Origin of the sequence: Marinomonas vulgaris, assembly GCF_018145875.1 — a bacterium.
Lineage (GTDB): Bacteria > Pseudomonadota > Gammaproteobacteria > Pseudomonadales > Marinomonadaceae > Marinomonas > Marinomonas vulgaris.
On sequence record NZ_JAGSSV010000006.1, the window covers coordinates 138,050 to 155,981 of the forward strand.

Below are 17,932 nucleotides of genomic sequence, written 5' to 3' on the forward strand. Positions count from 1 at the left end.
CATCACAAGGATGCCTTTTTTAATGGTCACTGGATCAATTAAACCATGACATGTTATAGCATTAAGACGCTAAACAAATAGCACGACCATGATTTTGCGCCTCAACCAATTCTTTGTGCAGGCTGCAGATGGCTTTTTCATAGTCTTCTTCGTCTACCACGAATTGCATGTCTACTTGACGCATAGATTGGTGCATTGCTAATACGTTAACCTCTTGTTCTGCGATGGCTTTTACGGCCTTCGCCAACATGCCAGTAGTTTTCATATCACTGCCGATAGCCGAGACAATCGCCACTTTACGTTGGGTAATTTCAGCATCAGCAAAACGCTCATGCAAAACACGCATGACGCGTTTTAGGGTTTTTAAGTTAATCGCCAAGTAATGCGTAATGGTGTTGGCATTAATGTCTTTGGCAATGATATGAGCGTGAAACTGGTTCAATACTTTTAAAATACCACCATCAAATACATCGATGTCGCCTGCCATGTCCTGATCGAACAACTCAACAGCAAACACACCACGACAGCCAGCAATAATTTCAACACAAGGCGCATCACTAACATAATCGCCGGTAATCAAGGTGCCTGTATGGTCTGGCTCAAAGGTGTTTTTCACTCGCAACGCAATGCCGCTTTGACGCAGACCCTTCGCGGCTTTCGGGTGAATCGCTTCCATACCAAGGTTGGCCAGCTGATCAGCTACGTCATAATTGGTACGGCCAATAGGCACGGCTTTGCTTTCGCCGACCAAGCGTGGATCTGCGCTACTTAGGTGGAATTCTTTGTGAATAACCGCTTCATGGGCCTCAGTCAATACCGCAATACGGCTAAAGGTCATTTCGCTGTAACCCCGGTCAAATGTCGACATTAAGCCAGTTTCACTGTGAGCATAGCCCGTAGCGATAGGCAGCTCCTTACTCAAATCAATGTCTTTGAAGGCATCAATGATTCGCTCGTCCAATGACATATGACTTGGACTGTTCCAACCGGTTAAATCAACAAAAACCGCATTTACGCCGTCTCGTTGAAGTAAATGCGCCGTATTCCAGGCACTGTGCGCTTCGCCCAAACTCGCGAGCATTTCGCGTACCGTAGCCAAGTGCTCACTAATGGAAAAGTGACCGTGCTGGCAAAGACGATGTAAATCCTCTAAGCATTCTTGCGCTTCTTGCAAGCGGCTGCTTAAAAAGTCATCGGCTTTTTGGCGCAACTCGCCTTCTTCAAATAAAGTATGGTTAATGTCCAACATGGCACTGCGAACATCTTGTAACGCCGGAAACCAATTGTTTTGCATGCGCTCTTGTGCAAACAGAGCAAACACGCCCGCATCGCCGGTTTTCTTGTGTTCCAGTAACTTATCTGTCATGCCAGCGTAGGCAGAAACAACAAAAATACGCTGATACATGCTCTGAACTTGCGTTGGCTTGAAAATTATATTGTCACGAACTGAACGGTAGTCACTCATGGACGTGCCGCCAATTTTTTCAACTGTATGTTGTCCCATCATTTACCCAATTTATCTAAGGGTCGAAGGTTGACTTCGACCGGAGCCAAAAACTGCCGCTATATTGTCATAAGGTTGCGGAAATTTTAAGCATTAATCGTATTTAAAGCACCCAATTCGTGTCATAAAACACGCATTGTCCAATGTTTATAAAAAGCAGGAAAAACGGAGTAAAAGGCGGGTGCTGAGAAGTCTGTAAGAGGATCAAAAAGATCAGAGCGCATCGATAACAACACACCCTGCTCTTTTTAACAAAACGCGACCTTGATAATCGCGAGATTAATCAAGAAGTTCGTACGCGCCTTCGGCGTTGTGCACTTCTTTACCAGTAATTGGCGGATTGAACACACAAGCCAGTTTCAGCTCTTTTGTCGCTCGCAAAGTGTGCGCATCGTGCTTATCTAGCACATAGACAACACCTGGTTTGATCTGGTGTTTTTGGCCGGTTTCACGGCTTTCCACTTCGCCTTCACCCGAAATACAGTACACAGACTCAAGGTGGTTTTGATAATGCATATCAAAATCTTTGCCTTCATAAATGGTCGTAATATGAAACGAAAAGCCCATGTTGTCTTCTTTTAAGATAAGACGCGTGCTTTCCCAGTTATTTTCTGGGCACACAACACGGCGTTCGGTTTTTTCGCATTCGGCTAAATCACGTGCAAACATATTTTCTTCCTTATAGTGTTGTTAATCGTTGATCTCTGGTGTTAAACGGCAATGTCGTAGTTTTCATCGAAATAGCTTTTCGCTTCAGGCATGTCGTCTTCTTTGGCACACACATCACGAATCGCACGCTCTAAAATATCGATGCCTTTTTTAAGGTCTTCATCACTAATAATCAGTGGGCAAAGGAATTTCACTACTTGATCGTCGGCACCGGAGGTTTCGATCATCAGGCCATTTTGGAAACATTTTTTGGTGATCTTGCCAGCAAGTTCGCCGCTAACACAGTTAATGCCGCGCATCATGCCTCGGCCTTGGAGAATAAAATTCCCTTCGCCAAATTCGTTCACAATCTCTTGGGTGCGGGAATGAATGTAGTCCCCTTTGCGTTTGATGTCTTTTTCAAAGGCATCGTCTTTCCAATAAGTTTCGATCGCCGCTTTTGCCGTCACAAACGCTAAATTGTTACCACGGAAGGTACCGTTGTGCTCACCTGGTTTCCATTCATCCAATTCTGGACGCATCAAGACAACCGCAAACGGCAAACCATAGCCGCTCAAAGACTTCGACATGGTGACAATGTCTGGCGTAATTCCCGATTCTTCAAAACTGAAAAAAGTACCTGTTCGACCACAACCCGCTTGAATATCATCGACGATCAATAAAACATCGTGCTTTTTACATACAGCAGCGAGATTTTGTAACCAACCCACGCTGGCCGCATTAATACCACCTTCGCCCTGCACGGTTTCTACGATCACCGCCGCGGGTGTATCGACGCCACTGCTTGAATCGGACAAAACCTTATCTAGGTATTCGGTGGTTTCGATACCATCGCCAAGGTAACCATCAAATGGAACCGTCGAAACGCCAGCCCCCAAGCTTGTTCCCGCTGCGCCACGGTGATGTGAATTACCGGTTACTGACAGCGCCGCCAAACTACAGCCGTGGAAGCCGTTGGTAAAGCTGATCACATTTTCACGACCGGTCACATTACGCGCTAATTTCAACGCCGCTTCGACGGCGTTGGTGCCCGTAGGCCCAGTGAATTGCACCATGTATTCCAAGCCGCGAGGCTCAAGAATGTATTGTTTAAAGGTTTCAAGGAACTCACCTTTGGCCTTAGTGTGCATATCCAAACCGTGGGTAATACCATCTTCTAAAATGTATTCAATCAGTTTTTCTTTAAATACTGGATTGTTGTGACCATAGTTTAATGTGCCTGCGCCTGCCAAAAAGTCTAAATATTGATTTCCTTCTTGATCGAATAAGTAGGCGCCTTGAGCACGGTGAAAAACACGTGGAAAAGAGCGTGCATAAGATTGAACTTCGGATTCGATTTCGTCGAAAATTTTCATATTGTTATCATCCTTTACGTAAACTAACTGTTCAGAAACTAAGTGATTAAACGGTCAACAAAACGACGAGCGAAAGCCTTGGCTTTCAAGCTCAGCGTTTTTCGGTTTATCGTGAGAAAGGGCCGATTCGAACAAGATGCTCGGTATCGTGTTGCCCATTGAAGTGAGTCTGTTCATCAAACATGATGGACTCGTTTAATGGCGCCTTAAGCTGATCAGCCAGGCGGCGGAACAAGGCCCATGAGCCTTCGTTCGTTTGGGTAATACTGGTGTTAATAAAGCGTACGCCAGAACAAGCTTCTCGTTCTAACAACGACAACACCATTTTTTTAGCCAATCCTTGACCGCGAGCTTTTTCACTCACCGCCACCTGCCAAACAAACAAGGTGTCTGGCTGATTGGGTATGACATAACCCGATACAAACCCCACTAAACCGTGCGCTTCTGAACGCGCCGCTACAGAGGTGTCACTAAAGTGACTGGCTTGCAATAAATTGCAATACGCCGAATTGGTGTCCAATGGAGGGCATGATGCCACCAGCTGATTCACCGCCATACCATCGGCTGCATTGGGTTTTACTAGATTTATTTTTTCAACACTCATAACAGAATCCATTAGAAAACAAAGTATTTTCATATCTAAAATGTCATAAATCACTTTACCTACATCAAGACCAGTGACCTTGATGTAGATAAAAATAGCTGATTTATATGACTTAAATATGACTTCGCTCTCAAATCACCTTAAATTAATTTGATGTCTAATCATTATACGTAAAATGTATTTTTAATCCAGCATTTCATTAGAGAACTAATTATTTATATGGTGAATAGTCACTAAAGGTCAGTGTTTATGCCTCTTTATAACGCGTCCGCGCTAAAAACAAGCACGCTAAAAATGCATTTTTTGTTGCATAACCGCATCGAAATTCGGAAAATCCCGCCCCTATTCGAAGTTTTGCTTACCAGCAACCAACACGCTGGCAGATTGGAAAGCACGGTCATGGATAAAAAACCCTCTTCGAACGCTGTTTTGAATCGTTTTTAATCCTTTAGAGATAACTTTTAGAGAGAACTATGAAAAATAAAACATCTATCCAGGGCTCCTGGGCGAGCCGATGGATTTTTATCCTAGCGGCCACAGGTTCTGCTGTCGGCTTAGGTAATATTTGGAAATTCCCTTACATCACAGGTGAAAATGGTGGTGGGGCTTTTGTGTTAGTGTATTTGGCTTGTATTTTATTGGTTGGTATTCCAATCATGATGGCGGAAGTGTTTATTGGTCGTCGTGCCCGTAAAAACCCCATCAATGCTTTAACCGATGTCGCCGAAGAATCTGAAGGCATTAAAGCATGGGGCATCATTGGCATCATGGGCATGCTGTCCGGCGTGCTTATTTTCTCTTTCTATTCCGTCGTTGGTGGCTGGGTGCTTCATTACATCAAGATCATGGTGACGGGTGAAATGATGGGCATCTCTTCTGAAGATGCTGGCGCTGCTTTTAGTGCATTACTTGGCGAACCTATCACACTACTGGGCTGGCACACCTTATTCAGTATAATGACAGTATTTGTAGTAGCAGCAGGCATCAACAAAGGCATAGAAACCGCGACGCGCATCATGATGCCAGCGCTGTTTGTCTTGCTTTTCATTCTACTAGGCTACGCTATGACTACCGGCGGCTTCACTCAAGGCTGGAACTTCATGTTCGAGTTTGACTTTAGCAAACTGACTTGGAATTCCGCCTTAGTAGCCTTGGGGCACTCCTTCTTTACCTTGTCATTGGGCATGGGCACTATCATGGCGTATGGCTCTTACATGACCAAAGACGCCTCAATTGGTAAAACCGTTCTGGCGATTGGCGCCTTGGATACCTTGGTTGCGTTAGTAGCCGGCTTGGCGATTTTCCCAATCATCTTCTCGAACGGCATGAACCCTGGCGCAGGCCCTGGTTTGATGTTCATTTCTTTGCCTGTTGCTTTTGGTCAAATGCCATTTGGTCAACTGTTCGGCATCTTGTTCTTTGTCTTGATCGGTGTTGCCGCTTGGACATCGGCTATTTCTCTACTTGAACCAACGGTGGCTTTCTTGGTAGAACGTTTCAAAATGAAGCGTATCAATGCCGCTATCGCTCTTGGCGTGGTTGTTTGGGGACTGGGTATCGCCTGCCTAGGGTCTTTCAACTTCATGTCGGATGTGACTTTCTTTGGTAAAAACACCTTTGACTTCTTGGACTACATCACTGCCAACATCATGCTGCCATTGGGCGGTATCTTGATTGCTTTGTTTGCAGGCTGGATCGTTAAAGACAAGTTTGCTCAGGATGAATTGCAGTTGCCTGCTGGCATTTACACGCTGTGGAACTTCTCGATGAAATTCACCGCGCCGATTGCCGTTGCGATTGTGTTGTACTTCTTGATCAACCCAATGAAATAAACACGCTGACAACCACAAAAAAGCCCACAAATGCTTAGCATTTGTGGGCTTTCTTATAAGCAATACAAACAAACGAGATAAGACGTCATTAGTCTTTGACTAACCTTTCTAGAAGTCTATTACATAGAACGTAAAGCGTAATTCTCACTCGCAGATTGAAGCGTTTTACTCAACGCTGCAGCCGTTCCAGGACGTTCTATTTTGTTCCAAATTTTTTCGTGAAAGTAAAAAGCAATGGTGTTAATGGCCGGTTCAACGATGGCAACCAAACCGCCCACTAACAAGCTGCCAGTGATCAGGTAAGCAACGCCAAAGGCGATTGAAAAGTGCATTACAGCGAAAGTCAGTGTTTTAGTCATGGTATTCTCCTCGGTTGATTTAATAAACATATTAAGAGAGAAGAATAAATACTTAAAATTTATTATGAGTATTTGTCTGATAGCTTTTTCCTTTTATGCCACCTTACAACACAACATCGCCTACCTTCCCTGACAATTTGCGATAAACGCCAACACACCTTCTAAAGCCTCCGAATACACACTCACCTGACCGACTCGCGTAGTGCCCGCTTCGTGGGCCGCTAACCAAAAGCCAGCACCAATCGCCGCAACTGGTTTCTGCCATTGATCCATTTGAGTAAGAATATCAGCGGATTTCGCCGCCAATTCGTTATCGCAAAATACCAACACAGAGTGCACTTCAGGCACGGAAACAACGGTCGACCAATCATCGCTGTGATAAGCGTTAGGTAATACCAGGCAAGCCACACCTTTATCCAACAACATGGCCGCGGCCATGTAACACCATAAGATTCGCTGCGACGACAAGCCAGTAATCAATACCTTAGTGGCACTTTTTGACTGTCCTTTGCCCTGTCCAACGCGATGCATCAACGCGGTTAACACCACAGATTCACAAAACGCCAATTCAGCCCCTTTGCCAAGCTGCTCAAAGCTGGGCAATAGGCCATCGCGAACCGCAATCTCGGCAGGGTATTGCGAGAAAACGTCTTGGTACAACTGAAGCACTTTCTCTTCTTGAAAGGCTTTTGCGGCCACCACCAGCGCTTGTTGCCAGTCGAGCCATTCGTTGTTTGGGTCAGGTTTGGCAGATGCCGTACTTTCCCCTGCCGTTTCCTGTTCCAGTAAGGCGCGCACCTTGCTAACGGCCACGCCTTGTTGAATCCAGCGCAAAATACCCTCCACTCGCAGCACATCCCCTTGATCATACAAGCGATGCCCCTTATCGGTTCGTTTGGGTTTTAATAACCCATAGCGACGCTCCCACGCCCGTAATGTGACCGAGTTCACGCCGGTTTTTAACGATAATTCGCGGATAGGAAAACGCGCTTCGTCAGCTTGCTCAGCAGAAGGCCTTAAAATAGTGTGTGTCATTGTTTTGTCCACGGCTTGCTTTTTGTTAACGTGTTTTTATCTAATCGCATCTTGCTGGAAAATACTATACAAATATTTTTTTGTACAAGTAGTTGCATTTATTGTACAAGATTATATATTGTATAAGAATTAAAGAACAAGTATCAGGATGACACACCATGACAAGCGAACAAAACAACACTCCGATTTTTGATATTGCCATCGTTGGCGCTGGCTTAGCGGGCAGCCTATGCGCGCATTTATTGTCGACGTCAGGCCAGTCTGTGTGTGTGATCGACAAAAGCCGCGGCAGCGGTGGACGCGCCAGCAGTAAACGCTTGAAAGGCGATGTCAGTTGTGATCTTGGGGCTTTTTATGTGCACGCCAAACACCCAAATACCAAGGCGTTGTTTGACCGCTTGTTAAACGACAAGGTTGTCGCTCCTTGGCCTGCACTGGACACAACTAACGCCTCAGCTTTCGTAGGTGTGCCTAAAATGAGCAGCATCACGCGGCACTTGTTGGGCGAAACCCATTTTATTACCAATACTCGCGTGCATCATTTGGATCAAACATCGTCTCACTGGCTACTGCGTGACGAGCGTTACCAACCTATTGTGCTCGCCAAAAAAATCATTATAACCGCACCGGCTCCGCAGTCAGCGGCCATATTATCAACTCATAGCGCGCTATCATCGCTGCTTGAAACCACCAACCAAGCTTGCGAGGGGTATCAGTCCCAATGGGCCATGTGGTTGGAAACAAACGCCAGTGAAGCCGATGTACTGATTGAGCCACAAAATACCCCCATAAAACGCATCATAAAAGACAGCGACAAAGCCCAGCGTCAGCACGATGGCTGCGACCGTTGGGTGATTCAAGCAGACCCAGATTGGACAAAACAGCATCTTGATGACGACAAAAACGACATTGCTGCGGCGCTACTCGAGGCTTTCACGAGCAACACTCACCTCAATATCACCAGACATGGCGAACCACATCGCTGGTTCTTGAGTCGTTTTTTCGCCAACAAAACGCACAACGCCACCACTTGGTCTGCACAACATAATGCGGGTATCGCCGGAGATTGGTTGTGTCAAGGTGATGCCGAAGGCGCTTTACTTAGTGCACTTACCCTAATCCAACAAATGAAAGACGCCCAATAAACTTTATCTCGTCTTTTAGAGGACATAACCATGACACACATAGAACATTCTCCAGATCAGCTTTCTCACAAAATTCCCGTCGGTATCAGTTCGTGCTTACTTGGCGACAATGTTCGCTATAACGGTGGGCATAGCCATTCCGATTATTGCGACAAGGTACTGACGAAGTATTTTGATTATCAAAAATTTTGCCCCGAAATGGCCGCAGGCTTTGGTACACCAAGGCCGACTCTGCGCTTAGAGGGTGATCCAAACTCACCTCGTATGACGTTTAGTAAAAACGCTGAAGAAGATGTATCTGACGTCTTTATGGCAGCATCAAACAAGTATATAGAAAAGTTGTCGCACCTAGATGGCTACATTTTGATGAAAAAGTCCCCTAGCTGTGGCCTAGAGCGTATCAAGGTATACCAAGAAAATGGTCATCCACACATGCAACGCAGTGCCGGTATGTTCACCAAAGCTTTACGACAGCGTTATCCACTGTTGCCCATGGAAGAAGATGGCCGTTTAAATGACCCTATGCTTAGAGAAAACTTTTTGCTACGCGTTTTCACACACCACGACTTCCGTCAAAGCTTGGGGGAAGGGGCTAGAATGAAGGACCTGATCGCCTTTCATAGTCGCTATAAATACATGGTAATGGCTCATTCACAGCCAATTTATCGCAAATTGGGACGTATGCTGTCAGGTAATGATACAAGACCATTTCATGCACTAAAAGACGCCTATTTTGAGACATTGATGACCACCTTATCGCAACCGGCTAAACGCAAAAACCATTGCAATGTGCTCATGCACTTGGTGGGTTACTTAAAACACGCTGTCGATGTGTCGGTTCGTAAAGACATTTTAGACGTTGTCGAACAGTATCGTCGTGGCGAAGTAAACTTGGCGACCCCAGTGACTCTGCTGCACCATTACATAAAGCACTACGGCAGCGAATACATCAATCAGCAGAGTTATTTTATTCCATACCCATCTCCGCTCGGTATCCGTAATACGGTTTAAGGTTATTGAACATAATGAAGATTACCCACCTAGTTTGGTTACGAAACGATCTGCGCTGGCTCGATAACCCAGCCTTGCACTTCGCTTCCTGTGCTGCAAAAGAGGCCAATGAGGGCATCGCTGTGCTCATCACACCCACACCGGGTCAATGGTCTGAACATAACGAATCGGATGCAAAAATAGGCTTGCGAGCTGGGTTAGTCAAACATCTTGCGGGTGAATTAGCGGCATTGGGCATCCCTTTGCATATTGTTAATGGCGACACCTATGCGGATTTGCCAGAGGCTATCGGTGAATTTTGTCAGCTCAATGACATCAAGCATCTCTGGTTTAACGGCGACTTACCCATTCATGAACAACAACGTGACCAAGCGGTTTGTGCCAAACTGCAACAGCAGGGCATTCAGACACACCAACAAGCGGCAGATCTGATCGTCGCTCAGGATGTATTGAGCCAACAAGGTACGCCGTTTAAAGTCTTCACGCCTTTCTTTAACCGCTGGGTCAGTCTACTGGCTCAACAAGACATCACCCCTTTTCCCGCTCCAGCGGCGCAAGCCCCAGCTATTGACCAAGACAACGCGCTACCAGAGCTAGTATGGGAAACGCCCTACCGAGAAGATTTATGGCCTGCTGACCAAAACATAGCCAGACAAAAACTCTGGCAGTTTTGCCATCATAAAGAATGCCTGTATAAAGAAGAAAGAGATTTTCCGATTATTCCCGCCACCAGCACTCTATCGCCCTATCTTGCACTGGGCGCGATAGGCCCAAGACAATGCCTCGAAGCAATTTTCTATACTTGCAACCAAGAAGAAAAACGCTGGCAAGACAGCATTTGGCTAAAAGAATTGGCGTGGCGCGATTTCTATCGTCAACTCATGGCACACTTTCCTTTTCTTTCTATGAGCAAACCCTTTAAAGCTGACACAGATGCGCTAACTTGGCGTAAAAACGACGCAGAGTTTCAAGCTTGGTGCGAAGGCAAAACTGGCTTCCCCATCGTTGATGCCGCCATGCGCCAATTAAATCAAACAGGTTGGATGCACAATCGCTTAAGAATGATCACCGCCAGCTTTTTTACCAAGCTTATGTTTGCCGATTGGCGTCGTGGCGAAGCTTATTTCATGAGTAAACTGATTGACGGTGAATTTGCCGCCAACAATGGCGGTTGGCAGTGGAGCGCCTCGACAGGCTGTGATGCGGCGCCCTACTTTCGTGTGTTCAACCCAACGCGACAGTCGGAAACCTATGACAAAAATGGCGACTTTATCCGACGCTTTGTTCCCGAGCTGTCCAGTTTAGACGCAAAATCCATTCACGACCCAAAACCACAGCAACGAAAAGTGTGTCACTACCCCGACCCCATCATTGACTACAAGCCAGCGCGTTTGGCGGCGATCGCCGCTTTTGATGCCTTAAAAGGCAAATAACTCGGCAAAAAACAAGAAAACCAAACATACAGTAATGTATGTTTGGTTTTCTTGACGACCGCTGACCAGCAATTTTGTTTTGAACTGTAATATTTTATAAACTTCGCTTTTACCTATCCCAACTAAATAATATAATCCGTGAAAATTTTCTTTGGGATCATCACTATGCCTGACTCACCGCAACACCTACACGACGTTCTTGTTAACTTACGACGTATTATTCGTGCAACAGATCTGCAATCTAAACGCGTCGTAAAAGCGTGTGGATTGACGATTCCACAAATTATGGTACTTCGCTCTATTGAAACATTAGGCGATGTTACCGTTCGCAAAATTTCTGACAGTGTGTCACTGAGTCAAGCAACGGTCACAACCATTTTAAATCGCTTAGAAGATCGTAAATTTGTCGAACGCGTTCGAGGCCAAAAAGATAAGCGCATTGTTAACGCGAGACTGACTGCAGAAGGCAAAACCATTTTAGATACGGCACCGCCTTTGTTGCATGAAAAGTTTGTGGATGAATTTGAATCATTAGAAGGTTGGGAGCAAACTCAAGTACTTTCATCTCTGCAACGGATCGCCATGATGATGGACGCCGAAAACATCGACGCAGCTCCAATGCTAGACATCAATTCTCCCAACGTATAAATCCTTTCTTTTTACTCAAATCTGCACAACTCGGCTTTCTACAGTCGAGTTTTTTCCTTTCTTCTTTAACAAAATTTTCGCTTAAACTGCAATTAAAAACCTTTTTTAACCACTCTAAACTCCCCTTCAAAATTCACTCAAGACATTGATTTATAACAATAAAAACAACCTGTTAACAAAAAACAACAACAACAAATTGATATAATTACTTAGATGTGTAAACTAATTATAGTTTGTTCACTAATATTTAATTCATAACAGGAACATAAAAATGTATAAAAAAAGTATTATTGCGAGCCTAATGGCACTCGCGGCCACGTCCTCTTTTGCTGCAACAAGTTGTGGAAAAGTTGAGATTGCTGACATGAACTGGAACTCCGCTTCTCTCATGGCTAACATCGATAAATTCATTCTGACCAATGGTTACGGCTGTGATGCTGAATTGATTCCAGGCGACACCATGCCGACCAGTACCTCCATGGCAGAAAAAGGTCAACCAGACATTGCACCAGAATTATGGACTAATGCGGTAGAAGCCTTGATCAATCGCGGTGTAGAAGATGGCACTCTGAGCGTGGCCGGTAAGTCTCTGTCCGATGGCGGTGAAGAAGGCTTCTGGGTGCCTAAATACATGGTGGATGAAAACCCTGAATTGGCAACGATTTCCGGTATTAAGAAATACGCAAAAGACTTTCCAAGTTCTGAAGATCCTTCTGTATCCGCTTTCTACGGCTGTCCTGCTGGTTGGGCATGTCAAATTACCGGTGGCAACTTATTCAAAGCCATGAATCTAGAAGAGGCAGGGTTTGAATTGATCGATCCGGGTTCTTCTGCCGGTTTGTCAGGTTCCTTAAGCCGTGCGTATGAGCGTGAAGAGTCTTGGTTCGGTTATTATTGGGCTCCAACAGCGATTCTTGGTAAATACGACATGGTCAAAGTCGACTTCGAAAGCGGTGTTGACGCAGAACACTACAAAGGCTGTATCTCTGAAGAAAGCTGTATGGACCCTCAAGTTACCATGTTCCCACCTTCTCCAGTTTACACGGTGACCACGGCAAACTTTAAAAAATCCAATCCTGAAGCATACCAGTACACCACGCAACGCTCATTAACAAATGATCAAATGAATATGTTGTTAGCTTGGATGGAAGACAACCAGGCAGATGGTCAATATGCCGCTGAAAACTTCATGTTTACCTATCCAGAAATCTGGTCTAAATGGGTCAACAAAGACGTAAAAGCGAAAATTGACAACGCACTCGACAGCCTCTAATCATTCTTTTCAACGTTGAAACAGCCGTGTTGATCCTCTCAGCACGGTCATTTACCCTGCTTTACTCTTTGAGAACGAACTTATGATAGACAGCTCTTGGTTGACAGAATTTCCAGATATGAGTCGACGCGAACTTCTCGCGATTCGACAATCTCTTGATAGTGCTTATCGAACCTTTTCCCGTGACTACGGTGAATCTATCGAGAATTTCTTCGACCCACTTTTATACTTTTTAGTGTGGTTTGAAAACCTACTAATTGAAACCCCTTGGTGGCTTGTTTTAGCCGCGATCGTCGGCCTTGTGTATGCCGCGACTCGATCTTGGAAACTTTGCTCTGGCGTGCTCGCCGCCTTTCTCGCCATTGGTTACTTTGGCATGTGGGAAGACACGATGCGAACACTCAGCATTATTACCGTCTGTACCATTCTTTCTATTTGTATTGGTATTCCTATTGGCATACTGATGGCACGATCTGACAGAGCGAAATCCATCATTACGCCTATGCTTGATATCATGCAAACCATGCCGGCTTTTGTATACTTAATTCCCGTTGTTATGTTGTTGGGTATCGGTCGTATCCCTGGGGTTATTGCCGTGGTGATTTACGCCATCCCACCGGTTATTCGATTGACAAATTTAGGTATCCGTCTAGTAAATCAAGAAACACTGGAAGCGGCGACCGCTTACGGTGCTACACCTACTCAGCGCTTGTTCGGTGTTCAGATCCCACTTGCTATGCCCACTATTATGGCCGGCATTAACCAAACCATCATGATGGCGTTAGCCATGGTTGTGGTCGCCTCTATGATCGGCGTAAAAGGCTTAGGACAACCTGTATTGAAATCCATCACAAACCAATACTTTACCCTTGGGCTATTAAATGGACTGGCAATTGTTGCCTTAGCCATCATCTTTGACCGCGTTTCTCAGAGCTACGCAAAACGCGCACAAAAACACCTTGAAGGGACTGAGAATGGATAACACACGCGAAACATTGATTGAAATTGAAGGCCTATACCAAATATTTGGCCCTGATGCGAAAAACGTTTTACCCAAGGTAAAAGCCGGCGCGTCAAAAGAAGAAATCTTAGCAGAAACTGGCCATACCATCGGTTTACAAGACATCAACCTGAGTGTTAAACGCGGCGAGATCTTCGTCATCATGGGACTGTCTGGTTCAGGCAAATCCACACTGATTCGTCACTTTAACCGCTTAATTGATCCAACGGCGGGTAAAATAAAGGTGGAAGGCGACGACATCATGGAGTTGCCGGTGAAAGAGCTAACCACGTTTAGACGTCATAAAATGGCCATGGTATTCCAACATTTTGGTCTAATGCCACACCGTTGTGTGCTAGATAACGTGGGTTATGGTCTCTTGATCAAGGGCGAAAAACGCGCCGAATGGAAACCCAAAGCAGTAAATTGGTTGGAAACAGTTGGACTAGGCGGCTATGAAGACCAGTACCCTTCTCAGCTTTCTGGTGGTCAGCAACAGCGTGTCGGCTTGGCTCGTGCCTTGTGTACCGATGCTGAAATCCTATTGATGGACGAAGCCTTTTCCGCCCTCGACCCCTTGATACGTAGCGAAATGCAGGAACAACTGATCGACTTGCAAGAGAACCTGCAAAAAACCATTATCTTTATCACTCATGATCTCGATGAGGCCTTGCGCCTTGGCGACCGAATCGCGGTGTTAAAAGACGGTAAATTGGTTCAAGTCGGCACTCCGGTTGATATCGTTCTAAAACCAGAAGATGACTACGTGAGAGCCTTTGCGAAAGATGTTAACCGCGCCAGAGCACTCACAGTGCAGACCATCATGACCGCCGACACCAGCAAATTGGAAGGCATTAGCGCGAAAGACGTTCGTGATATTTTCCCTGCCGACCGAGGCCACGCATTCGTCTTCAACAACAATGCTTACCAAGGTGTGTTAACAAAGCAACAGCTGGACGACATGCAAGATGACGACTTATTGGAAAAAGTGCTTATTAAAGTGCCGACCGTACGTCGAACTAACTTACTGCAAGATGTCATTCCTTTGTCTTTGAACACGCGTTTTGACCTTCCTGTGGTCAATAAACAGGGTGAACTCAAGGGTCGAGTGGAAGCCAGTAAATTGGCAGACGTTTTGTCTCCCTAAGCCCTTTAGCGCTTTTTGTGAAAAACTCAAATACAAAAATGGCCGTTTCATACGGCCATTTTTTTGGTTTTTATTGGTACATTGTGTCGATTACTTGAGGTTCAGTACGTCTTGCATGTCGTATAAACCCGCAGGTTTACCAGACATCCAACTTGCCGCGCGTACCGCGCCTTTAGCAAACGTCATACGGCTACTGGCTTTATGCGTAATTTCGATTCGCTCGCCTTCTGTTGCGAACCAAACCGTGTGTTCGCCCACCACATCGCCTGCACGAATGGTTTCAAAGCCGATTTCTTTTTGTGTACGTGCGCCCGTTTGACCTTCTCGACCATAAACAGCGCATTCTTTTAAGTCGCGACCCAAGGCTTCAGCTACCACCTCACCCATGCGCAGCGCCGTACCTGAAGGCGAATCCACCTTGTGGCGATGATGAGCTTCAACAATTTCTACGTCATAATCGTCACCCAGAATTTGAGCAGCGGTCGCCAAGAGTTTCAGTGTCAGGTTAACGCCCACACTCATGTTTGGTGCAAAGACGACAGAAGTACGCTGAGCCGCTTGATCCAAGGCGGCTTTCTCGTCATCGTTCAGACCTGTTGTACCCACCACAATGGCTTTTTGATGCTGTGCACAAAAAGCCGCGTTTTCCAGCGTTAAAGTCGGCGTAGTGAAGTCGATTAATACATCAAAGTCGTTTACACAGTCAGCTAATGTTGCAACGGCCGCCACACCCAACTTACCTACTCCGGCTAACTCACCAGCATCAGCACCAATTAAGCTGCTGCCCGGCTTAACAATCGCCGCACCCAATGAAACACCATCAGCGTCATGAACAGCGGTAATTAAATTCTTTCCCATGCGCCCAGAGGCACCAATAACGGCTACTCGCATTTTATTTTTCCTCAAATTTGATTGGGCAAACCATAACAAAGATTCGCGTGAATCTCAGCATTAAAAAGCGCCTTAACAAACGACACCCACAAAAAAAGGAGCCGAGGCTCCTTTAAAGGGTAGATATCGATAAAAAACGCGGATTTAAAAAATCTCGTTTGGCGCCAGATCTTCTACCATCTCTCGATCAAACTCAATAACGCCATCAGATGGAATCTCATCCACTGTATTTTGCATTACGGGTCGCGATGTGTCGTTTTGCTTAATCACGATTTCAACCCGGCGGTTAGTGGCACGTCGCGCAGAGGTGTCGTTAGGCACCAAGGGGCGTGTATCAGCAAACCCTGTTACGGCAAAGCGGCTTTGATCTAGCTGTCTAGACGAAAACAGTTCTTCAGCAACCGAAATGGCACGGGCAGACGACAACTGCCAGTTAGATCGAAATCGACGACTGTCGATGGGAATATTATCGGTATGCCCTTCCACCGAAATGGTCCCCTGAATTCCCACTAACACATCACGGATCATATCCACTACTGGGATAAAATCGTAGTTCAACTCCGCCGAACCGGACTCAAAAGAGCCCTGGTCTTTGATTCGAATAGTGATGGTCTCTTCTTGTGTTTCTATTTCCACCAAACCTTTTGACACTTCTTCGCTCATGATAGCCGCAATCATTTGCGCGTCTTCTTCGGTTTGCTGGATCTTTTTCTCTCGTTCTAAATCAGCACGAGATTTGTCGACAAAAGTATCTGGCGACGGCGAGCCCGATGTTTCTTGCTCTTTAGTATCCGACGATTCAGGCTTACAAATCACCTCTAGTGTGTTTTCTGGGGTGGTATCGGTTTTTTGTTTCACTTCGTTAATCGGGGTTGGCTCAGGCTTTCCAGGGCTAAACTCTTGGGCAATGATTGAAGTACCCATTGGAATAGAGTCCGCTTCAACCTCACGCTGTACACCAAAAGCCAGACTCAATGACCCAGCAATTTGCTTGAACTTGATGACATCCATTTCAGCAAAAGACAGCAAAAGCACAAAGAAACACATCAACAAAGACATGAGGTCGGCAAACGTCCCCATGTAAGCGGGCAAGCCCTCTACACATTCGGGGCAATCTTGCTCTTCTTCATCACTCATGATCAGATCCGTTTACAGATAAAATATTATTCACGTTCAGTTCTCTTACCTTCGGCTATATACGTTTTCAACGCGCCATCCAGGATACGTGGATTTTGACCCGACTGAATGGCTAACAAAGCATCCATGATCATTTTCTGACACAGTAACTCCTCATCAGCACGAATACCCAACTTAGCCGAAATAGGCAAACACACCATGTTAGCCAACATGGCACCATACAAGGTGGTTAACAAGGCTACGGCCATCGCAGGACCGATCGCTTTAGGGTCGGACATATTAGCCAGCATTTGTACTAGACCAACCAAGGTGCCTATCATGCCCATGGCAGGCCCTACATCACCGAATGATTTAAACACCTTTGCCCCTGAAACATGGCGCGCATAGGACTGATTCATATCTTTAGACAATTGGCTTTTCACCACGTTGCCATCGTGACCGTCCACCAGCATTTGTATGCCTTTGGACAAAAACGGATGGCTAACCTCTTTGCCCTCTAAAGACAGTAAACCGCCTTTTCGTGCTTCGTCCGCCAAGCCATAGATTTCATCGATCAAGGTATCAAGCGGGACACTTTTAAACATAAAGGCTTTGGCTGCGACTTTACCCGCGCCCAAAAATTGACTTAAAGGGTATTGCATCAAGATTACGAATGTCGATCCCACTAATACAATCAGCGTGGAAGCCACGTCGATAAACATTCCTGCCGACCCACCGACAAAGATCGCCGCGATAATAACGATAAACGATCCAACAAGTCCTATTAACGTTGCGATATCCACACACGTCTCCTAACAATAAAGCTATAATGCAACATACATTTTTCAACAATTCTATACGAAAGAAACACTGAGCATGACATCTTCTTGCAGGATTTTTGTAATTTTCA

17 protein-coding genes are annotated in these 17,932 nt (G+C 45.6%); 8 read left to right on the forward strand and 9 right to left on the reverse strand.

Translation table 11 applies throughout. From position 1 onward, the window contains the following. Positions 1-61: 61 nt before the first annotated feature. From J9B83_RS07280 to ectA, 4 genes are all read right to left on the reverse strand, one after another. Positions 62-1,504, reverse strand: coding sequence for an aspartate kinase (locus J9B83_RS07280; RefSeq protein WP_211536127.1), 1,443 nt, complete (start codon positions 1,502-1,504; stop codon positions 62-64). Between the two features lie 279 nt (positions 1,505-1,783). After that, positions 1,784-2,173 carry an ectoine synthase gene (locus J9B83_RS07285; protein WP_211536075.1) on the reverse strand — a complete coding sequence of 130 codons (390 nt, stop codon included), beginning with the start codon at positions 2,171-2,173 and terminating at the stop codon, positions 1,784-1,786. Between the two features lie 41 nt (positions 2,174-2,214). Beyond that, positions 2,215-3,528, reverse strand: a complete 1,314-nt coding sequence (gene ectB / locus J9B83_RS07290) for a diaminobutyrate--2-oxoglutarate transaminase (RefSeq protein WP_211536076.1) — start codon at positions 3,526-3,528, stop codon at positions 2,215-2,217. A gap of 106 nt (positions 3,529-3,634) precedes the next feature. After that, positions 3,635-4,132, reverse strand: coding sequence for a diaminobutyrate acetyltransferase (gene ectA / locus J9B83_RS07295; RefSeq protein WP_211536077.1), 498 nt, complete (start codon positions 4,130-4,132; stop codon positions 3,635-3,637). 473 nt (positions 4,133-4,605) lie between these two features. On the opposite strand from ectA, the gene J9B83_RS07300 reads away from it, so the two are divergent. Next, entirely contained in the window at positions 4,606-5,964 is a 1,359-nt protein-coding gene (locus J9B83_RS07300) for a sodium-dependent transporter (RefSeq protein WP_211536078.1), read from the forward strand. A 119-nt stretch (positions 5,965-6,083) separates the two neighbouring features. Here J9B83_RS07300 and J9B83_RS07305 read toward each other — a convergent pair whose 3' ends face one another. After that, the gene (locus tag J9B83_RS07305) at positions 6,084-6,323 is read right to left on the reverse strand and encodes a DUF2061 domain-containing protein (protein ID WP_211536079.1); all 240 of its coding nucleotides are present in this window, start codon (positions 6,321-6,323) and stop codon (positions 6,084-6,086) included. Positions 6,324-6,443: 120 nt separating this feature from the next. After that, positions 6,444-7,358, reverse strand: a complete 915-nt coding sequence (locus J9B83_RS07310; RefSeq protein ID WP_211536080.1) for a MerR family transcriptional regulator — start codon at positions 7,356-7,358, stop codon at positions 6,444-6,446. A 158-nt stretch (positions 7,359-7,516) separates the two neighbouring features. Here J9B83_RS07310 and J9B83_RS07315 point away from each other — a divergent pair, with 158 nt between their 5' ends. From J9B83_RS07315 to J9B83_RS07345, 7 genes are all read left to right on the forward strand, one after another. Then, entirely contained in the window at positions 7,517-8,503 is a 987-nt protein-coding gene (locus J9B83_RS07315) for an NAD(P)/FAD-dependent oxidoreductase (protein WP_211536081.1), read from the forward strand. A gap of 30 nt (positions 8,504-8,533) precedes the next feature. Then, positions 8,534-9,514, forward strand: coding sequence for a YbgA family protein (locus tag J9B83_RS07320; protein WP_211536082.1), 981 nt, complete (start codon positions 8,534-8,536; stop codon positions 9,512-9,514). Between the two features lie 14 nt (positions 9,515-9,528). Continuing rightward, entirely contained in the window at positions 9,529-10,947 is a 1,419-nt protein-coding gene (gene phrB, locus J9B83_RS07325) for a deoxyribodipyrimidine photo-lyase (protein WP_211536083.1), read from the forward strand. Positions 10,948-11,112: 165 nt separating this feature from the next. Next, positions 11,113-11,595: a MarR family winged helix-turn-helix transcriptional regulator gene (locus J9B83_RS07330; protein WP_211536084.1), complete on the forward strand. Its 483-nt coding sequence runs from the start codon at positions 11,113-11,115 to the stop codon at positions 11,593-11,595. Between the two features lie 271 nt (positions 11,596-11,866). Then, positions 11,867-12,868 carry a glycine betaine ABC transporter substrate-binding protein gene (locus tag J9B83_RS07335; RefSeq protein WP_211536085.1) on the forward strand — a complete coding sequence of 334 codons (1,002 nt, stop codon included), beginning with the start codon at positions 11,867-11,869 and terminating at the stop codon, positions 12,866-12,868. Between the two features lie 82 nt (positions 12,869-12,950). Continuing rightward, positions 12,951-13,850, forward strand: a complete 900-nt coding sequence (locus tag J9B83_RS07340) for an ABC transporter permease (protein WP_211536086.1) — start codon at positions 12,951-12,953, stop codon at positions 13,848-13,850. Then, entirely contained in the window at positions 13,843-15,015 is a 1,173-nt protein-coding gene (locus J9B83_RS07345; RefSeq protein WP_211536087.1) for a quaternary amine ABC transporter ATP-binding protein, read from the forward strand. The genes J9B83_RS07340 and J9B83_RS07345 overlap by 8 nt, the downstream gene beginning before the upstream one ends. Before the next feature lie 90 nt (positions 15,016-15,105). On the opposite strand, the gene dapB is transcribed toward J9B83_RS07345, so the two are convergent. The 3 genes from dapB to pomA all read right to left on the reverse strand — a co-directional run bounded on the left by dapB (position 15,106) and on the right by pomA (position 17,825). Beyond that, complete coding sequence (dapB, locus tag J9B83_RS07350) at positions 15,106-15,906, reverse strand: 4-hydroxy-tetrahydrodipicolinate reductase (protein ID WP_211536088.1); 801 nt, start codon at positions 15,904-15,906, stop codon at positions 15,106-15,108. A gap of 144 nt (positions 15,907-16,050) precedes the next feature. Then, positions 16,051-17,043 (reverse strand): flagellar motor protein MotB, encoded by a 993-nt coding sequence (locus J9B83_RS07355; protein WP_211536089.1) that lies wholly within the window; start codon positions 17,041-17,043, stop codon positions 16,051-16,053. Between the two features lie 26 nt (positions 17,044-17,069). Further along, a complete protein-coding gene (gene pomA, locus J9B83_RS07360; protein ID WP_211536090.1) occupies positions 17,070-17,825 on the reverse strand; it encodes a flagellar motor protein PomA in 756 nt (251 codons plus the stop codon). Between the last annotated feature and the right edge of the window lie 107 nt (positions 17,826-17,932).

Coding starts and splice junctions, on each gene's coding strand:
- J9B83_RS07280 (WP_211536127.1), bottom strand. CDS start 1,504: ATGGGACAACATACAGTTGAAAAAATTGGCGGCACGTCCATGAGTGAC.
- J9B83_RS07285 (WP_211536075.1), bottom strand. CDS start 2,173: ATGTTTGCACGTGATTTAGCCGAATGCGAAAAAACCGAACGCCGTGTT.
- ectB (WP_211536076.1), bottom strand. CDS start 3,528: ATGAAAATTTTCGACGAAATCGAATCCGAAGTTCAATCTTATGCACGC.
- ectA (WP_211536077.1), bottom strand. CDS start 4,132: ATGAGTGTTGAAAAAATAAATCTAGTAAAACCCAATGCAGCCGATGGT.
- J9B83_RS07300 (WP_211536078.1), top strand. CDS start 4,606: ATGAAAAATAAAACATCTATCCAGGGCTCCTGGGCGAGCCGATGGATT.
- J9B83_RS07305 (WP_211536079.1), bottom strand. CDS start 6,323: ATGACTAAAACACTGACTTTCGCTGTAATGCACTTTTCAATCGCCTTT.
- J9B83_RS07310 (WP_211536080.1), bottom strand. CDS start 7,358: ATGACACACACTATTTTAAGGCCTTCTGCTGAGCAAGCTGACGAAGCG.
- J9B83_RS07315 (WP_211536081.1), top strand. CDS start 7,517: ATGACAAGCGAACAAAACAACACTCCGATTTTTGATATTGCCATCGTT.
- J9B83_RS07320 (WP_211536082.1), top strand. CDS start 8,534: ATGACACACATAGAACATTCTCCAGATCAGCTTTCTCACAAAATTCCC.
- phrB (WP_211536083.1), top strand. CDS start 9,529: ATGAAGATTACCCACCTAGTTTGGTTACGAAACGATCTGCGCTGGCTC.
- J9B83_RS07330 (WP_211536084.1), top strand. CDS start 11,113: ATGCCTGACTCACCGCAACACCTACACGACGTTCTTGTTAACTTACGA.
- J9B83_RS07335 (WP_211536085.1), top strand. CDS start 11,867: ATGTATAAAAAAAGTATTATTGCGAGCCTAATGGCACTCGCGGCCACG.
- J9B83_RS07340 (WP_211536086.1), top strand. CDS start 12,951: ATGATAGACAGCTCTTGGTTGACAGAATTTCCAGATATGAGTCGACGC.
- J9B83_RS07345 (WP_211536087.1), top strand. CDS start 13,843: ATGGATAACACACGCGAAACATTGATTGAAATTGAAGGCCTATACCAA.
- dapB (WP_211536088.1), bottom strand. CDS start 15,906: ATGCGAGTAGCCGTTATTGGTGCCTCTGGGCGCATGGGAAAGAATTTA.
- J9B83_RS07355 (WP_211536089.1), bottom strand. CDS start 17,043: ATGAGTGATGAAGAAGAGCAAGATTGCCCCGAATGTGTAGAGGGCTTG.